Genomic DNA, 18,676 nt, shown 5'->3' on the forward strand with positions numbered 1-18,676 from the left:
CTAAGCTATTTTTATACTTATTCGATGAAATACCCGATTACAGGTATTTGCTTAATCATTTAAAAATCATAGATTTACATATTAAATATCAACCATTACTACCAACTATGTCTATATTCAAATTCTATTTTAGTTTAGCTTTAATCACGATACTCTCATTACAATTAAGTTCACAAAATGTTAAAGTAATTGATTTATCTTCTGGTCAAGGAGATGTTATCTCTAAGACTATAGTGGCAAATAAAGTTTTTACAATCAAAATCAAGAATAAACTGATAAATGAAAATTACACTTATGAGATTGAAAAAAAGATAGCGGTTATTCCATCTCTCAATTTTCCTGATACACAATTTCAAACTGTTGGTCCTCAAAGTGAATGTGAAAAATTCAGAAATACGATTGAAGACTTCATAACTGGAGATTCTAATGATGAAACTCAGATGCCTGAGAAAATTAAAAAGTTTGAGGAGAAAATAGAAGCGTTTAAAAAACAAGAAATTAAGGATTGTGATAAAGATGAATTAGTGAAATCAGCAAATTATGCGATTCAATCCACTGTAAAAGAATTTTCAGAAGAATTCGTCTTAAAAAAAGGTGAAGAATTAGAAGTAACTATTACCAGAATTAAAGACTCAAAACCTTTAGTATGGAAGTATATTTTTAAGGCACCAAAAAAGGGAGAATGGCAGACTTCCTATGGCTTCTCATTTATTATGGATAGTTTTAATAAAAGAGAAAATTTCTTCTTGCAAACGACAACCAACATGACTACGGGTAATAGTGAATTTGTTGTTACAGAAAAAGTTGATCGCCAAAAACTTGAGTTTGTACCTTCTGTCTTTTTTAGTTGGCTCAAAAACACTAATGCAGACTTTCAAGTGAGTCTCTCTGGTGGTCTGAGCTTCGATTTTGAATCTCCAACAGCATTTTTGGGATGTTCAATTTTTTATAATCGAAACTTAAGTTTAACACTTGGCTTAGTTGCTCATAAACAACAATTTTTAAGAGGACAATATAATGCCGGAGATGTATTAACAGAATCTATATCTGAAGACCAATTGCACGAAAATGTATATACATTTAATCCGTTTCTGTCACTAAACTTCAACTTAAGTAAAAACCCATTTAAAAAAGTTGAGGAATCAGAAACAGAAAATAACTAAATATAATCTTTTGGGGGCTTTTAAGCCTCACGAGGTACCGCTGGACCTTTGACTGAAGAACCATTTTCTGGAAAATGAGTTTCAAGAAATCTCATTAAATCTTGATGAATATTTTTTGAATCAATACGATTGAATACATATCTGATGTTACGTTGTTTCTGAGAATACACCAATGCAAAAACTAAAATTGAACCAAACTTGTCTGAAGCCATATATTCTTCAATTGCACCATTTAAATTATCTAAAAGTACTTGCCAGTCATCTGTATCATCCAACGAAAACAAGAGGTTTGTTACATCCAAAAATAAGGCACATTCGAGGTTGGCATAGGGTTTAGCTTCTTTCTCTTTTATTTTTTCAATAACCTTTTTCTCAAAACGTTCTACAGTTTTTGTGCCTCCACGAGAGTGAAGACCGCTACACTCCACAGTAGTATTTCCAAAATCCGATATGTTGAAATCAGGACTTTCGCTTTTTTCAAAGATTACTTTATCACGCACAAATCTGCGAGCTATATAAATTTCAAATCGAAATCCATAGAATGATTTATCATCGTCTTTTGCTTGACGTAGGTCTTTAATGAGCATATCAGCTGTATCTGCATTAGAGCCACTCTTAATGACCTTTAAATTATGAAGAAGATACTGGAGCCTTAGCTGATGAAGGTTATCTCTAAGGTCAATTCCATTTTTCTTTATCTCGTTATGTATAACTTCAAATTGATATTCTAATACACTTGATGAATCCGTAATATCTAATTCGGTATAGAGATTGTTTTTTAATTCATCGATTTCGTCTAAATAATTTTGTTTAAAATCACTCATATCCAATAGTATTTGTAATTAAGCTTGAGGTTCTTTGTAGAATTTTTGACTATTTTAATGTGTCTATAATTAAATTGTCATTTATTAATTTTTTGACTTTATCATTTTGAAATAATTGATAATCTATAGTTTCTATGAATTCACTATAGTCTGTTATATTATTATCTTTTATCATTTTAATATTACTCCAATACTCTTTTCTATTCTTTTGGGGTATAGAATGCTTTTTTAATTTTAAAATATAATCATCTATTCTGACTGGAATAATACTTTTTTCCCAGGTTTTATCGTATTTGGCTCTGCAATTTGATAATTCAAATTGGCATGCTTCGCTTCTCAATGAATTTTTTGAAGCTATAAACACCAACATATCTCTCTCGGCAACTTCGTCAGCCATAACACGTTTTAAATTTTTATGAGGATCGTCTATCTCAAATAAGAAAACATCAATACCATTTAATCTTAAGAATGAATAAAGTAGCATAGCAAAAGAACTATCCTTAAAACTGTAAGAAATAAAAACAGATTTATATTTTTTTCTCAAAGGCTGTATATCAAGAAAATCAATCAGTTTAATAATTTCTTCGTAAGAATCTAAATATTTAGAATTAGTAATAATTGAATAAAAATTGGATTTAGATGGAATTACACCCTTACTCTTTAATGTTTTAAGGATTGCTACAGTACCTGTAAATCTGTATTGCTTAGCCAAAGCTACAGCTCTTGATAATGATTTCTCTCCAAATTGTACTAATTCTTCAAATAATCTATTTTCTGTTTTATCCAAAAACCTCAATCTCCTCTTTGGAGATTGAGCCCTTAGCACTCTCAGAGCTTGAATATTAATAAAGAGTTCTAATATTTTTTTGGGATTACCATCCTTATGAAATAACTCTTTCCCGCTTTGCTTAGAGTATTTAAAAAATTGATAAATCCCTTCTACAAGATAATCTTGCCTTAGCCTGTAAAACTGATATTCGTCATTAGACTTGGTTCTTATGACTGTCCTTGAAGGCTTGAGTGTTACATTTTTCCCTGTAGGAGCAATAATTAATCCATAGTTCTCTACATTAAGCTTAAGTCTCAAAATATTTTTTGACTTGAGATTTTCTATTGGGCTTAGTAAAAATCTATCGGTTAAAGTGGGCATACATTTAGATGTTGGCATTGATAAATTTTTTGAAATTTTTGCCAATTCAGATTTTGAAATAAATCGTTTAGAATAATAGACCAATTTATCTGTTAAATCATTTTTTGAAGTATAGTTATCAAAGATATTTTGAGGGTAATAACCAAAACTCAATACTTCAGAGTACATAATTACTTTATTAATAACCTCTTTATCTTCAGTATAGAATAAAACAGAATTAGAATTTTCAAAATACTCTTTTAGTACTTTTTCTTTTTTGGGTACCGATTGATTATCTCTGTATATATCTAACTTTAAAGTTTCTCCGCTACTGTACTCAAAAACAACCTTATCGACATCATTAAAATCACTCCATTCTTGTTTAGGTGTCTGTATAATTCCTAAAAATTTATGTTTGTATAACTCAGGAATTAACAGAGTAACACAATCTCTATTCAAACCTATATGTACATGTTTGCACCTTGAGCTTTTATCATTTACAATAAAAGGATATCCATCACCTATGATATTATAAGAGTCATAAAAATCATTCTGATGAAATTTTTTCATCTCTTCATTCAATGTGGCATGAATTAAAAAATATTTATACTCGGGTATTGGAGCTGCGGAGAGACTATACTGACCAACTGGAAGAAATTTTTGAGTCATTACACTCTGATGATTCAAATCTACATAACCAATCAAACCAAGCCTATAGAAGTAAGAAAATACGTTATCAAATGAATAATCTGACTTTATCTTATTGTATATCTTAGTAGCGTCTTCAAATGTTATAACATTCTTTTTACTCAGTTTACACAGTTCCCAAAAAACATCTTCTTCAAAATAAGGAACTATTTCATTTTTTAAGTAGGTAAAAAGTCGGTGCCCAACTTCATTAACTACTCTGTGAACATTTGCAGGCGTTCTTTCATCAGGCTCTAATTTGAGTATTTTAGTTCCCATCTCAACAATCTCTCTTGGCCTGCCATAAGTATGCCTGTAAATGAAAGAAAATAGATCTTCTTGTTTTCTATCTCCATTAACGTCTTCAATAAAACTATGTTCAATCATTCCAAATCCAGTAAGCCTATTGAACTGGATATCCGATTTACATAATCGCTCTGGAGGAGTGGCGTTTATGTTTAGTAAGAATATTTTTTTTAAATCACTTTTTGAGTAATTTAAAAATGTAGAATAGTCGTCTAATTGTAATCTTGTAGCATCTTTATTGTTTACATAAGCTTCACTTCTAATAGAAACAAATATTTTCAAATGCTGAAAGCTGTTACATAAGTTTCTGGCAATTTGGACAATACTGATCTGTGCATTTATCCAAACCTTATGCGACAATACAGATGATTTTAAATCAGGTATTCTTAAGGACTCTCCTGTATGTTGTTCAAAGCCCTCATCTATATTATCAATAAAAATAGCTATTTGATTTATGCCTTCATCTGGTAGATTTCTTACTTTAGGTCTTAAATCTGTATTAACATATTTATAAATTTTATCGATAGCACCTCTGTTTTGCAAAACAGCAGTTAAAATCTCCCCAAGCTCACCAGCATTTCCTATGTAAGAGTTTATCTCTTCAGGGAGTCCAATTTTAAATCTTCTTAGGATTAAACACAGAATACAAAATTCCCATATTTTATCCCATTGCTCTCGAGATTTGAACTTATTGAGATCCTCTTTGGTAATAGAAAAACCTACTTTAGACAACTTTTCAGTCAATTTATCATCAGGAATAAATTTATACCCAGATTTTTCTCTATACAATTGACTTTTAGCTTTTAAGACTAAAGTTTTACCTAATCCTTTAGGTGCTACTAAAAAGAGTTTTTTATTATCACTTGAGTTATCTAAAAATTCCTTAATCTCTTTAGTGACAAGAATGTATTTGTCTAAATACTTAACATCAATATCCCCTATATCGATGTTATTGGCATCGATGTTCCAATAAAATTTACTCATAAAAATTAAAATTAATTGATTGGCTATTTAATCAATCCTGTGGGGGGTATATTTTGAAAGCTACAAATTTTTAAATTAAAACCCTAAAAAAATCTTTATTGTAGAAAAAAAGCCACATAAAAGTGACATAAAATTGAAGCCCAGCAAGCTTAGACTTTTCGAATTGTAAAACTAATTGTGCTTTTATATCCGAGTATCTGTCTTTGGTAAAACTCCTTTACTAGGCTTCAATAAATAACTTATTTAAAAAGTATATTAGCATATATATAAATTAAGTATAGTCTTGTAGTAGTTGTCTCTTAAGTTACGTTTAAATTACTCGTTTTAGATTAAATTATTCTTAAAATTTATCTTACTAAGCAATTGAATCTATTTATTATTGCGAATAGCACTCAACTCTTCAAGCCTACTTTTCATCTTAGTTTCTTGTAATTTCTCTACACGGTCTTTTTCAATAATAGAATCTAACAGTATCGTGACAACATTTTGATTGTACTCGCTCAGTGTCTCGATTTTCTCTAATTTATCTAAAACACTTTGTTCCACATCTTCTGCTTCACGAAAAAAATCAGCCATAGGCACTCCCATAGCATCCGCTAACTTCTCTAAGGTTGATAAATTAGGAGAGACTAAGCATGACTCTACTCTTGAATAGGTGGATGTAATAACTCCCGAACGTTCTGATACTACAACTTGAGACAGCTTTTTTTCTTTTCGAATTCGCTTTAAGTTTTCTGAGAGCACGTTTTGATAATGTGTCATAATGCACAATTTATTAAAAATTTATTGATTGTAAATGTATTTATAATTATTTAAATTATCAAAATACACAAATTATTTTTCAAAAAAACGCTTTTTATTGTGCTTTATGCTTATATTTGAAAATGATTTTTGTGTAAAAGCATATACACCTTGAAGCACCTCACTATACATAATACCAATTTTATAACCTACAAGGACGATATGCTATGTATCGACCTACTTGGAGGGGTAGATATGTCACAGGTAGAACGTATGATATGTATGCTTCGAATTGCTTATGAAAATTATCCGTTTTACAGAACCACATTGGATTTGTATAGTGATAACCAAACTGAACGTCTTACACGATTGCTCTGCGATAAATGGGAACTGCCTATGAACCAAGTATCTCGTTCACTACATACGATGGTATTGGAATTGGAGACATACCGCTTAGAACAATTAAAATATAAAGGTTCTCAAGAACAACTCCAGCCGAGCCTAAGTGATGAAGATCGTGAGCAGGCACTACAACTTCTAAGCTCTGAAAACTTACTCAATGAGGTTTTAGATAGATTACATACCATAGGCATTATTGGAGAAGATACAAACGCCAGTATTCTATTTATGACGTTGGCATCACATAAGTACAGCCATCCATTTTCGGCAGTCTGCTTGGCGAAGTCTATTTGGGATAAAAGTGATGTTCTAAGAAAGCTATCAGATTGTATGCCTTATGGGTCTTACAGTTATCATAATCGTATCTCAAGTAACGCACTATATTATTTTGACAGTCATGCTATTCAAAATAAGGCTTTAATCATTGAGGATTTGGAATGGACACAAGAAATGCTCAAGCCCTTAGCAACATTACAAACCCAAGGACAACTCACTAATACACGAGCCACCAAAGATAAACACGGTATGCTACAATCCACCACATTTAAAGTGGTGGGAAAATTATGCTTACTGGCTTGTGCATCAATAGATAAAAACTATGAGCATTTAGGACTCCCATTTTTAATGCTTCACCTGAATAACAGTAGTGAGCAGGATTTAGCGATTATGGATTATCAGCAACTTATCGCTACAGGAGAGATTGCACCTACAGCTATTTTACAAGCACAGCACCAACTGGGTTGTCTTATCAGTGCATTGGATAATGTTACAGTTGTAAATCCCTATGCTACTTTAATCAAACTACCTGATACGATTTCCAATCCAAGAGTATCATTGATGCTTCTATTAAATTTCATTGAGGTTATTACCTATTTTCATCAGTACCAAAGAGAAAGCTATGTCGATAAGACTACTGGGGAAACAGTAGTCATAACACATCCCGATGATATTGCTTTAGCATTTAATTTACTTAAAAACACTTTACTTAGAAAAGCAGATGAACTTCATAAAGCAACACGCCAGTTTTACAATTGGCTTAGCACATATCTAAAAGATATGCATGACGCATCCAATGAAGAATCTACACCTCAGTTTACGGCTTTAGATATTAGAAAAGCAAAAACTATTCATCCACGAACATTGAACCGCTACTTACAGGAATTAAAGCTCTACCACTACATTGAAGTGATTGGTGGAAATAAACATCGTGGGGGCTACCGCTACCGACTTATTGATTTTGACAATCAAGACCAGGTAGATTCTCAAATACAAGCCAGCCTCAAAACAACACTTAATAACATTAAAAAGACAGACACGTCTCCAGTTGGACAGTTGGACAAAACCCTGCTGTCCAACTCTCAAACCCACACCAACTCTAAGAAAGGCAGTAGGACGACAGTAAAAGAAAAACCGTAGGTCATAATGAGTCTAAACGCCACATATCAATCCATTTTAGAAGAATTCAAACAGTATCTTCAAACACTTGGATTTGCTGATTCTACGGTTTACAACTATCAAGGTTATCTGACACAATTTTTTATCTATTTGCAACAGCGACAAATCAGTCATATCGGTCAGCTTAATGCTCAGTATTGCTATGACTATTTTGAATACTTACAAAAACGCCCAAACCTTAGACGAACACACCGCTCACTATCAAGCTCCCATTTAAATCGCACCTTTGATGCTATTGATAAGCTCTGTGAATTCTTACACCACATGGGTAATGTGTCAGCACCAACACCGCCAAAATATCGGGTCAATAGTGTAAAAACAACTCAAATAAAAGTTCTTACCAAAGACCAAGTAAAACTTCTTTACGATGCTGTTGGGCATACTTACGGCTACAGACGTTTTCAAATACGACAACCCTATCAAGCGGTACTACTTATGATACTTAATCTTTGTTATGGGTGCGGGCTGAGACGACGTGAAGTGGAAAGACTATCATTACTGGATATTGATTTTGATAAAAGTGTGTTACATATTCGCAGTTCAAAAAGCTACAAAGACAGATTTGTGCCTATGAGTACTTCTGTGAGGAAGCATCTGATGGATTTTGTATATAACCATCGTCGTTATTTTCATAAGCGTCCTACTATGTTATTTCCATTCTCACATGGATTTATTGCGAATGCTATTCATATTCTACAAGAGGCGTGTAATGATGATGAGATAAAAGCTCTGCATATACATCCACATTTACTGCGTCATTCCATCGCCACTCATCTATTACAAAATGGTATGCAGATAGAATATATCCGCCGTTTTCTTGGACATAGCTCCTTGGATACAACACAACTTTATACCCATATAGCAAATGACCTTTAAAGACTACTTGCAACAGAAAGACTTGATACCGCAAACCTTAAATCGCTATCTAAGGGAGATAAATAAGTATATCTCCTTTATAGAATCTAAAGGTATTTCTATATACGCTATTGAGAAAAAGCACCTATTGAGCTATCTAAAATATGTAAGAGAACAACGTAATGCTTCTAATGGCGTCATCTACAAAGTGTTTACCATCATAAGGCATTATCATGCTTTTCTAAATCTAAGCTATGGCTGTTTTGATATTACATTTTCGATTAAAATACGAGGTGCACATCCAAAACGCTTGCGTTATTTGTTTAATGAAGAACAACTGCAACAGCTTTGTGAAGATTACTTACATTATGTGAGATTATTTAAACCAACTAAAAATCATTTGGCCTATGATGCTGATTACAAAGGGTTATTACAGCGACGCTATATTGCTTTTAGTTTGGTAGTCTATCAAGGTCTAAAGCCTAAAGAGATTATTAAACTGGAAAAGCAGGATTTTGATTTTACTAAAGGTACAGTTCGTATTAAAAGTGCGTTAAAGTCAGCAGGGCGAACTTTGCCATTAAATGTGTCTCAGATTGGTGTCTTGTTACAACATTTTAGTACTGAGACTACGATTATTACCAATCATTTGAAACAGTTTGAATACATCAATAGTACGCTCAAATCTTTACATCCTAAATTTGAAAGTGTAACTCAGATTAGAGCTTCAGTCATAGGCAATTGGATCAAACAGCATGGGCTTAGAAAGGCACAATACTTAGCTGGGCATCGTAAAATACTCAATACAGAAGAGTATCTCGAAAATGATTTTGAAGGGCTTAAAAATCAATTGGATGCCTTTCATCCTTTAGGGTAATAGGTTTACTGTGGTCTTTTAAATATTGAAGTCATTAAGGTTAAAAAACCTTTTAAAAACAGTTTTTTGCCTGTTTAGCAAAACATACTGTAATGCTATATTTGATTTATGAGTTTACTAAGAAAGCCCTTGTATAAAGCGATCAAAGTGTAACGAAACCAGATAAATCACGTCTAATATTATGAATTTGGCATAGTATTAGTATGTTAGGATAATACGTTCTTTTACATTGTATATTGGCATAAATTTAAATATCTTGTGACGGTTATTTGATGTTAAAGTTTTCAAAAGCGATTCACTTTTAAGTGAATTTTTTTTGGAATTCACTTAAAAGTTAATATGTTTGTCCTCGAAAAGTTTTCTGATGAAGAAGAAAAAGTCGCTTTCTACACGGTAAGAAGTGATGAGGAATCAGAGTTTTCAGAGACAGAAGATTTTTTGATTAGGATGCGTCAAAGTGATTATGTGCAACAATTTCATGAATTAATGGAATTCACTTTTGAGATTATCGGAAACCAGACTGGTGCTCATGAGGATTGGTTTAATAGATTTGAAAGAGTTGCAGAAGCTTTACCTCCTAAGAAAGATTGGAAAACGAAACAACAAGCACATACCAATGAAATTAACTTCGACATCTTCAATAATAAAGTTAGGCTCTACTGCCTACGATTATCGGATTCAGTAGTCGTGCTGTTCAATGGTGGGGTAAAACTCACTACTGGCAGAGCTGAAGACGACCCAAATGTTAGCATTCACTTCAGACAAGCTAACACTTACGCACAACGTATTTATGATGCCATAAGCGATGGAACGATTGACATCCAGCACAAATGTGTGGTAGGATATGATGGAAACGATAATAACATTTACATTTGAATAATGAGAAATAAGATTTTACAAGAAGTTTTAAACGAAATTCCAAAAGAGACAAAAATATTTGTGAGATTATACACAGATATCGTAACAAGAATAAACCAATTATTGGAAATGAAAGGTTTGTCTCAAAAGGATCTTGCTGAAAAGTTAGATAAAAGACCTTCAGAAGTCAACAAATGGTTAAAAGGTGAACACAATTTAACCTTAAGGTCGATTGCTAAAATGCAGTCGGCACTGGAATCTGATATCATAAATGTACCTTACACAACGGCTTTCGTTTCTAAAGATGCTAAAGAGTATTCTTTCAAGACTTCTGTAACTGTTTATAGAAATCAAGACAAGAAAATTACATCTTTAGAAGACGAGGAAAAAGTCTATTCTGGTGAAGTGAAAATCTCAGCATAAACGAGGTCTATTATGTCAGGTAAGTTCGATGCATCCTTATTAGAGATAAGGGATTTAAAAATTATCAAAGGAGAAATAAACGCACCCTTTGAATTTGATACAGAGTCTATCAATAGTTATGCAACTGATTTGTCTTTTGATGCATTCATATCGAAAGAAAAGAAGATTGTTAAAACTGAAATAGGCTTTGATATTCAAACACAAAGTAGTGCTGACCAAGAAGAGGCAATTGCTAAATTCGTATTGGTCTATTTATTCCATGTGGAGAACTTGGACTTGATTTTAGATTTTGAAGCTACAGATGATAAGGTAAATATTAATGAGAGAAACCTTATGATGGCTATCGCCGCTATTTCATTTTCAACTTCAAGAGGAGTGTTAATGACAAGGCTTCAAGGAACAATTATGAAAGACTATATTTTACCTATCATTGACCCTAAAGAAATTAACAGGAAATGATATAAAATTTAAGACATAAATTAAACGAGCAACGATTTTTAATATCGTTGCTTTTTTTGTTTATTTGAAATCTTAGACGTTCTTTTAAAATACTGAAAATAAATTACTTAGGAGTTAACATCACTTAAATTTACCAACTCAAGTGACTTTAAATGGTGGAAATATTCAGTACATTTATGATGCGACTGGTGTTAAACAAAAAAAGATAGTGAGTAACGGTACCACGACATACTATGCAGGCAACTATATCTACGAAGGCAGTGCCCTTAAGTTCTTCTCGCACCCAGAAGGTTATATAGAGCCTAATGGCAGTAACTTTGATTATGTATACCAATACAAGGACCATTTAGGGAACATACGTCTAGCTTACTCAGACGCCAACAATAACGGTAGTGTTAATAGCTCAGAAATCAAAGAAGAAAACAACTACTATCCTTTTGGCTTAAAACATAAAGGGTATAATAATGTGGTGAATGGCACCGACCATCCGTATGGGTACAATGGTATTGAAGAAACGGAAGAACTTGGATTAAATGTCTTAGAGATGGATATGAGACAGTTTGACCCAGCAATTGCTCGTTGGACAGCAATAGACCCTATTACACATTTTGAGTATTCACCTTACCAAGCTTTTGATAATAATCCAGCATTTTGGGCAGACCCGAGTGGTGCAGATTCTGAGGGCATTCGCCTTCAAGACTCAGACGGGAATTGGCACACGATTAGTCAATCCGCTGGAGTAAGAGTATATACAGCATCAGATGAAGAAGAATGTCCAAGTTGTGAAACGGAGGAAGATTGGAAAGCTTACTATTCACAAGCTGAAAATACGGCAGCGATGCTTGGGGAAGATGCTTGGGGGTATGGTGAAAGATTAACAAGGTCGCGTGATGAAGACGGACATACTTTATTTTATTTAGATGGAGAATTACAAGATTTAAGAAAATACGATAACAAAGCTGAAGCAATTTTTTCTGTAGTTGACGTAAATTTATTCTTAATTAATACCTCTGTTAGTATATTAAAATATTTTTCTTTTTCAGATGATGTCGGTAGAAGCAGTAAAGTTTTAGGGTCATCTGTAGATGATTTTGTTAAAATGCTTAAGCCTTTAGATGATTTAGATTCTGCAAGAACTTTATATAGAGGGACGACAGGAAGCGAAAAAGGAGCTGCTACAATGTTTTTAACAGATAACTCGCAAGTAGCTGCTACATATGTGAAAAATGGAGGTAGTGTTATGTCATTTAGAATTTCTGACTTTGCTATCAAAAAATTAGAAATGTTAGGTAATTTAGCGCAGAAAACTGGTATGCATGGGCAAACAGGTGCTATAAATACAGAGTATATGTTCTCTGGAAAAAATCTGATAGAAGCATTAATGAAAATAGGTAAATAAATGAAAGATTATTGTTGTCAAAAATTTAAATTTTATTCAACAGGGAATTCAGAACTAGGCTTAAATATTAGAATAATTAAGCCTAGTGAAGAAATGAATAATGAATCCTTAAGAAGAGGATTCCCAATTGAAAATAACAAATTATTATTTATAATGACCGAAGGTTATAAAAATAGATTGGATAATAATGTAAAGCATATATTTATCAATAATTGCCCTTTTTGTGGTACAGATTTGAAAAGTTTCTATAATGATGGAGAATTTATAAATGAAGATAATCATGATTGGTAATAAGAGTAGTTCTTTATTAATTGTCTTCTTTATTTTGGCTATAAGTTGTGCCAATGATTCAAAAAAGAATATAGGACATGGGAATTTTAAACTTATTAGAAGTGACTCAACTTTTGATGTACTGACTAGAGACTCAAATTCTCAAATTAGAGTTTTTAATAATTCGAACATACCTAAACAATTTTATAGTATCAATTGGACTTCTTGGAGAACCTATAATCAAATTATGATAAATCCAAAAAATAAATATGATTCTATAAAATTTAAAGTTGAAATAGATAGCATTATTAGTGATACTTTTTATGAATCTATATATAATAATAAAAATAACTTACGAACAATTAGGAAATTAATAAAATTTGAAAACTAAATCTGATAGTGTACTGAACTGGCTTGCTACGTTCAAATCACTTTTAAAATAACCTATCCCTTAATGGGAATTAATATAGAAACGCTCGTAACTACGGGCGTTTTTGTTTTTACTTAATTTAGTGACATGAAGGAAGAGAACTATATATCAACTTACACTAAAAAAAAATACTTTTACTGTATTATTTATTCTTATGTTTATTTATGAATCTTTCAGAATCTGATTTAACTTTTCCATTAGTAATCCTCATTTTCGTTATTGCTATTATCATTGCTTATATCTTGTCCTACTTTAGAACTAATGATAATGATAGTGACGATATATCGGATTTATTTGATTGATTAATAACTGCGGTGCTAAGTCCAATGTACTTTTAAAATAAACTGTATCATTTAAGGAAATAGTAAATCTAGTAGTTGTAGGTTTTTAAAATTAAGATTTGAGAAATATGAAAAGAAAATCTTTAATCACAATATTCATAATTTTAACTTTAGCATTCTTTTGTTTCAAGGCAATCAAATTATTTGGTAGCCTAACAGATAAAAAAATAAATTATGAAGTTCCTGAGGACCATAAATCTTTATTTGTAGATAGTCTTGAGATTAAACATTATTCTTCTATTTCTGACAAAGAATTAAATACTATATCATCTCATTTATATGAAAACAACAGTTTTGGCATAATCGTTTTTAAAAGAGCTTTTATTCAAAACGATATTATTTCAAAAATAAGTATAATAAATGAACGTAAAAATGAAGATAAAGGGCGTGTCTACACAGGCTCAATATTCACTGATGGATTTGGGTATTCATTTGAAGATAGAGGGGATTTAAATAATATAAATATATACATTGAAAATTTCGATAAATCTTTTTTGATAGAACAAACAGATGAAAAACTGTATTTATCATTTATTTTGAATAAAAATTTGTCTATTGAATATAATAACAGCGGAGAAATTGATCTGAATACAAAAAAACAACTATTTAACTCTAATGGTTATAATGAATTAATGATTTTAAAACGAAATAACTACTTATATTTTATATACTTAAGACCTTTTAAAGAAGGCTTAAAAGGACATTTATTATTAGATAAGTTAGTAGGGTGATGTAGGTAATGCTCTTCTAAGTCCAAAGCACTTTTGAACTAACGTGTCCCAGATAAGGGAATTGATATTGAAACGCTTGTAATAACTACGGGCGTTTTTGTTGCAATTGCACTAACCAAAAATCAAAGAACAATTAGAAAATGCTATTTATCATCGGTATCTAATATTTTGAACTCATAAAGTGTCATAATTATACAGAATAATAATAATTAACTGAATTTCATATAATTGAAAAGATTTTGTAACTTTAAATTGCTATTCTAAATTACTACCTCCCCTTCATTATTTTTTAACTAAAAAGTTAAGCATATAAATCGTGCTTTATGATTATTATATGGAGAAACTAATATTTTAAATAATAAACTATGACAAAAGTAAGGTTAGAATTCGATGAGATTAAAATTTACAGACCAAAAAAAAGATGGAAATTATACTTTATTGTTTTAGCGGAACATCCTACAGAAAAAGACAAATGGATTGTAAGCACTATTCCGCAAAAACCATTTAAACTATCTAAGCGACACGAAAACTCATATCAATTTGACACTGATCAAGAAGGGTCTGAAGGTCTATTTGTTTTAAGTAGAAATTTACCAAAGGATAGAGAGCTTAATGTACATGTGTACTTAAGGCACACTAGAAAATCTTTAAGGGATTTTGGGGAAATCTTAAAAGATATTGAAAAAGGTGTCGGGAAGGATGCATTTGGTATTGTAGAAGACATAGTCGGAACCACTGCTACACCTTGGTTAAAAGTCGCAAAAAAGGCTGTGCCACTTATAGGAAAACTTATATCGAAAATACCCGATAGAGATTTTGGTTTTTTGAGTGCATTTGAAAGGTTTGGAGAAGAATTTGAGGACGAGTATGAGATTGACCGAGAGAAAGATTTTACGGGTGATGCTTCATTAGTATATAGTTGGTCCCTTGACGAATGAATTCTCCAATAAAATTACAGATGAAAAAAAATACTACCTTATTTATAGTATATTTTCTACTCATTTCTTTTTCCTATTCTCAAAATCTTGAATCAACTATAAAGGAAGAGTTTGAGAAGCTAAAGCTCGTATCAATACCTAATTTCGATGTTGACTTAGAAATATCCGATTATGGTAAAATGATTTCCTTAAGAGAGGAGCAAAAAATAATTTTTAGTAAGGAACAGTTTTCAAAATTTGCTGCTAATCTGAGTTATCAAAGTAGGGAATATTTAGTCCGCATCTTACTAGCTCACGAGTTAGCTCATCAATTTCAATTTAATTGGTATAAAGGTAAAATTGAACTACAGGACACTCCTATACTAAGAATGTTACTTGAAGAGCAAGCAGATATACTATCAGGTTATTGCTTTGGGTACTTATTGATTCTTGATAATATTGCGGAGAATAATTTTAGCTTAATAGGAGCAGGCGGTGAAGACTTTAATATTGATGACATTTATTCCTTATTTGAATTAATATTAGAGATTGGTGTAGAGGAAAATACAATCGGAACTCACCCATCAAGAAATGACCGTTTGATGGGGTTTAAATTGGGTATGGATATTGGCATGATTCAATATTTGAAACAATTTGCGAAATCCAAACCTCATTTATATACCAGAAATGATATAGAAAAATTTAACAGGAGTTTAAAAGAAGCATATGAGATACATGATTATGATTATCTAAAAGAAAATATTTTTAATTGGTCTTATAAAATCTCTAAAAAGATTATAAATGTCGATACTGAAGCCGTTAAGAGCATTGTTTTCATGAATGACCCTAAAAAACAAAGAATTAAATGGCATACAACAATTGATTATCCTTTTGTGGATTATGACTTTGATTATATTAATATTTCTGAAAAGCCTATATATGTTGAAATGGAGATATACACTTCGCATGTTGATAGAAAAGATAAAAAGCTTGAAAAATACCACTCTAAAAGAAATTCGGATATATTTAAGTTTGTTATTAATCCAAAAAAAATTAAAAACATCAAAGGACGATTAAGGTGGGATAAGATGAAAAATGATGATTTTGATTTAACTGCACTTCCAAATGAAAAAATGCCTAGAATAGTTTTCCCTTCTATTCAAACTAATAGTGCATGGATATCATGTTCTTTTATTGATGAAAAACCATCAACACAGACTAGTCAAGAAGTAATTGATTTTCTATCCTTTGGTAAAATAAAGGACAAATCAATTTCAAAATTTAAATTAGGTCGAAAAATATTAAGTATAATAAGCGACTTTAAATATAAGCCCAAGAAGCTTTCAGTTGGAACAGGACAATATAGAGAGACCAATAACCCTCATCCATTAATCACTTATAATTCTCCTGTTGTTTTCGATAATAGAACTCAAAATAAAATGAAATATATTTTTCATAAAAAAACTGAGCTCTATTCTGACTCGTTCGTTATAGAATATGATGACTTTAATAGTAAAAGCAATGCTGTAAATAAATTCAATACAATTATTGACGCATTTGATTTAGCTCTTAATAAATACACTAAAGAGGTTGATATTTTTAATGAAGATGAAAGAGTTATAACTTACATTAAAGATAATTTATATATTGAAGTGGCTGTTTATAAATTCAGATATAGGGATTCGAATGAATATTTTTGGAGATTAGAAATTGAAATAACATAACTTAATAATGATTAAAATGAGAAAGCATATATGTATTTACCTAATGATTATCCCAATCTGGTCTTTTTCTCAAACTGTAGTAAAAGATAATTTCTATGAGGTTGCATTTAAAACACAACAGACAATGACCTACTTAGCAGAATCAATATATAAAACCAATAGTGTTGAACTCAGAAATTCTTTTGTTGAGTTAGAAGAAACCCACAACCGTTTATTTAAAATTTTAGTGGATTACTCAGAATCAGATAATGTTATTAGTGAGGATTATTTACTTTCTCTTGAAAATTCGCAAAAAGTATTAGAAGAGTTATCCAATCCATTCGAAGATATAAAGGCCTCATTAAGACTATTTGAAGCAATCAAGTATGACTATAAAGCTAAATTACAGTCTATAGATTACGGAATTAGTATCAGTATAAATGAAAAAGTAAAAGTCACAGTCAAAACCACCAAGTCTAGTGGTTATTTTGCTTACATTAAGTACTCATCTGATGAAAATATTAATATTAAGCGATTACGATTTAATAACCCAACTAATAATGCTGAAAGATATTTGTCCCCAGGCTATTATATAATATGGGTAGAAAAGGATAATAATAAAAGTAAAGAAAGATTTATCGAGATTACTAGCACAAATGAAGACCAGAACACCATTTATTTTGAACTTTAAACAGTTATGATAGTTGAAAAATTTAAAAATGCTTGGAAAGAAATTACTCTTTTAAGTACATGGATAGCGACAGTAGTAGGCACATTTATTATCCCATTACCTTCATGGACCAACAGTCCAAACACATCTCAATTTTATATCAAGTTTATAATATTTTTTGCCACAATCATAGCGGGCTTTTTAATATTACACACGTTTAGAAAAAAAATAGCTAAGTATTGGTCAAAGTTATCTGTAATATTTTTTTTATTTCTGACTTTAACTACAATTTTCTATTACTATTTTAGAGAAACTGCAACATTACCTTACGAAGGTAAAGATATTATTATTGGTGATGTCAGAATTGCTAATGACCCACTTACCAAAATTGAAAATAATGGAAACTTTCCTGTTAGTAGGACAGATATCATGAAACATTTTCAAGGAGAAAGTGAAAGGGTTTGGACTAAAGAAAGTATAAATAAAAATAGGATAATTTTAATCTTATTATTAGCGATAACATATACAATAGCAGCCTGCTTTATTATTTCCTTTTGTAATCTATTTATTTTATACAAAGAAAATAATCAATCTAAGGTCTCTAAAAAGAAAAAACCGCAGACCTAAAATGTCTACTTTTTTAAAATAACTTATCCTTAAAAGAATTTGATGTTAAATAGATTGGGCTCAAATTTATCATATCTAAATACCGCTCTGCTACGTCCAAAGCACTTTTGAAATAACCTTTCCCATTTAAGGGAATTGATATAGAAACGCTCGTATTAACTACGGGCGTTTTTTATAACAAAGGAAAATCCACAAAATAACTAAGGGAAATCCACAATGTCATTATTCTACTGAAAACTAATTTTATAGAGATGCTATGAACCATAGTATTAAACACCAACTATAAGTTTTATTCGATGAGAACATTATTAAGTTCTCTATCATTAATCCAAAAATCATGAGATACATTAATAGTTTATTTTTAGAATTTATAAGAAAACAATTATGGGTTTTTATAATAATTGGTTTTAGTTTTGGATATAGTCAAA

19 protein-coding genes are annotated in these 18,676 nt (G+C 31.1%); 16 read left to right on the top strand and 3 right to left on the bottom strand.

The features are described 5' to 3' along the window. Positions 1 to 107: 107 nt before the first annotated feature. The gene (locus IEV10_RS14095) at positions 108 to 1,163 is read left to right on the top strand and encodes a hypothetical protein (RefSeq protein WP_188375383.1); all 1,056 of its coding nucleotides are present in this window, start codon (positions 108 to 110) and stop codon (positions 1,161 to 1,163) included. A 20-nt stretch (positions 1,164 to 1,183) separates the two neighbouring features. Here IEV10_RS14095 and IEV10_RS14100 read toward each other — a convergent pair whose 3' ends face one another. The 3 genes from IEV10_RS14100 to IEV10_RS14110 all read right to left on the bottom strand — a co-directional run bounded on the left by IEV10_RS14100 (position 1,184) and on the right by IEV10_RS14110 (position 5,855). Further along, entirely contained in the window at positions 1,184 to 1,987 is an 804-nt protein-coding gene (locus tag IEV10_RS14100; RefSeq protein ID WP_188375384.1) for a hypothetical protein, read from the bottom strand. A 49-nt stretch (positions 1,988 to 2,036) separates the two neighbouring features. Next, on the bottom strand, positions 2,037 to 5,093 hold the full coding sequence (locus tag IEV10_RS14105; protein ID WP_188375385.1) for a toll/interleukin-1 receptor domain-containing protein: 3,057 nt from the start codon (positions 5,091 to 5,093) through the stop codon (positions 2,037 to 2,039). Between the two features lie 369 nt (positions 5,094 to 5,462). Continuing rightward, a complete protein-coding gene (locus tag IEV10_RS14110) occupies positions 5,463 to 5,855 on the bottom strand; it encodes a helix-turn-helix domain-containing protein (protein WP_188375386.1) in 393 nt (130 codons plus the stop codon). A 150-nt stretch (positions 5,856 to 6,005) separates the two neighbouring features. On the opposite strand from IEV10_RS14110, the gene IEV10_RS14115 reads away from it, so the two are divergent. The 15 genes from IEV10_RS14115 to IEV10_RS14185 all read left to right on the top strand — a co-directional run bounded on the left by IEV10_RS14115 (position 6,006) and on the right by IEV10_RS14185 (position 18,248). Continuing rightward, entirely contained in the window at positions 6,006 to 7,649 is a 1,644-nt protein-coding gene (locus tag IEV10_RS14115; protein WP_188375387.1) for a hypothetical protein, read from the top strand. 6 nt (positions 7,650 to 7,655) lie between these two features. Beyond that, on the top strand, positions 7,656 to 8,564 hold the full coding sequence (locus tag IEV10_RS14120) for a tyrosine-type recombinase/integrase (protein WP_188375388.1): 909 nt from the start codon (positions 7,656 to 7,658) through the stop codon (positions 8,562 to 8,564). Then, complete coding sequence (locus IEV10_RS14125; RefSeq protein WP_188375389.1) at positions 8,554 to 9,420, top strand: phage integrase N-terminal SAM-like domain-containing protein; 867 nt, start codon at positions 8,554 to 8,556, stop codon at positions 9,418 to 9,420. The genes IEV10_RS14120 and IEV10_RS14125 overlap by 11 nt, the downstream gene beginning before the upstream one ends. A gap of 339 nt (positions 9,421 to 9,759) precedes the next feature. Then, positions 9,760 to 10,296 (top strand): hypothetical protein, encoded by a 537-nt coding sequence (locus IEV10_RS14130; RefSeq protein WP_188375390.1) that lies wholly within the window; start codon positions 9,760 to 9,762, stop codon positions 10,294 to 10,296. Between the two features lie 3 nt (positions 10,297 to 10,299). Then, on the top strand, positions 10,300 to 10,701 hold the full coding sequence (locus tag IEV10_RS14135) for a helix-turn-helix domain-containing protein (RefSeq protein WP_188375391.1): 402 nt from the start codon (positions 10,300 to 10,302) through the stop codon (positions 10,699 to 10,701). 12 nt (positions 10,702 to 10,713) lie between these two features. Continuing rightward, positions 10,714 to 11,160, top strand: a complete 447-nt coding sequence (locus IEV10_RS14140) for a hypothetical protein (RefSeq protein ID WP_188375392.1) — start codon at positions 10,714 to 10,716, stop codon at positions 11,158 to 11,160. 208 nt (positions 11,161 to 11,368) lie between these two features. Next, positions 11,369 to 12,559 carry an RHS repeat domain-containing protein gene (locus IEV10_RS14145; protein ID WP_188375393.1) on the top strand — a complete coding sequence of 397 codons (1,191 nt, stop codon included), beginning with the start codon at positions 11,369 to 11,371 and terminating at the stop codon, positions 12,557 to 12,559. A 93-nt stretch (positions 12,560 to 12,652) separates the two neighbouring features. Beyond that, entirely contained in the window at positions 12,653 to 12,850 is a 198-nt protein-coding gene (locus IEV10_RS14150; protein WP_188375394.1) for a hypothetical protein, read from the top strand. After that, positions 12,840 to 13,220: a hypothetical protein gene (locus tag IEV10_RS14155; protein ID WP_188375395.1), complete on the top strand. Its 381-nt coding sequence runs from the start codon at positions 12,840 to 12,842 to the stop codon at positions 13,218 to 13,220. Before IEV10_RS14150 ends, IEV10_RS14155 begins: the two co-directional genes overlap by 11 nt. A 203-nt stretch (positions 13,221 to 13,423) precedes the next feature. Further along, entirely contained in the window at positions 13,424 to 13,561 is a 138-nt protein-coding gene (locus tag IEV10_RS14160) for a hypothetical protein (protein ID WP_188375396.1), read from the top strand. A 107-nt stretch (positions 13,562 to 13,668) separates the two neighbouring features. Then, on the top strand, positions 13,669 to 14,331 hold the full coding sequence (locus tag IEV10_RS14165; RefSeq protein ID WP_188375397.1) for a hypothetical protein: 663 nt from the start codon (positions 13,669 to 13,671) through the stop codon (positions 14,329 to 14,331). A gap of 365 nt (positions 14,332 to 14,696) precedes the next feature. Next, positions 14,697 to 15,269, top strand: a complete 573-nt coding sequence (locus IEV10_RS14170; protein WP_188375398.1) for a hypothetical protein — start codon at positions 14,697 to 14,699, stop codon at positions 15,267 to 15,269. Between the two features lie 20 nt (positions 15,270 to 15,289). Further along, on the top strand, positions 15,290 to 16,972 hold the full coding sequence (locus tag IEV10_RS14175; protein ID WP_188375399.1) for a hypothetical protein: 1,683 nt from the start codon (positions 15,290 to 15,292) through the stop codon (positions 16,970 to 16,972). Between the two features lie 16 nt (positions 16,973 to 16,988). After that, positions 16,989 to 17,642, top strand: coding sequence for a hypothetical protein (locus IEV10_RS14180; RefSeq protein ID WP_188375400.1), 654 nt, complete (start codon positions 16,989 to 16,991; stop codon positions 17,640 to 17,642). A gap of 6 nt (positions 17,643 to 17,648) precedes the next feature. Then, positions 17,649 to 18,248 carry a hypothetical protein gene (locus IEV10_RS14185; RefSeq protein WP_188375401.1) on the top strand — a complete coding sequence of 200 codons (600 nt, stop codon included), beginning with the start codon at positions 17,649 to 17,651 and terminating at the stop codon, positions 18,246 to 18,248. Positions 18,249 to 18,676: the final 428 nt, after the last annotated feature.

Origin of the sequence: Winogradskyella haliclonae (assembly GCF_014635865.1) — a bacterium.
Classification (GTDB): Bacteria; Bacteroidota; Bacteroidia; order Flavobacteriales; family Flavobacteriaceae; genus Winogradskyella; species Winogradskyella haliclonae.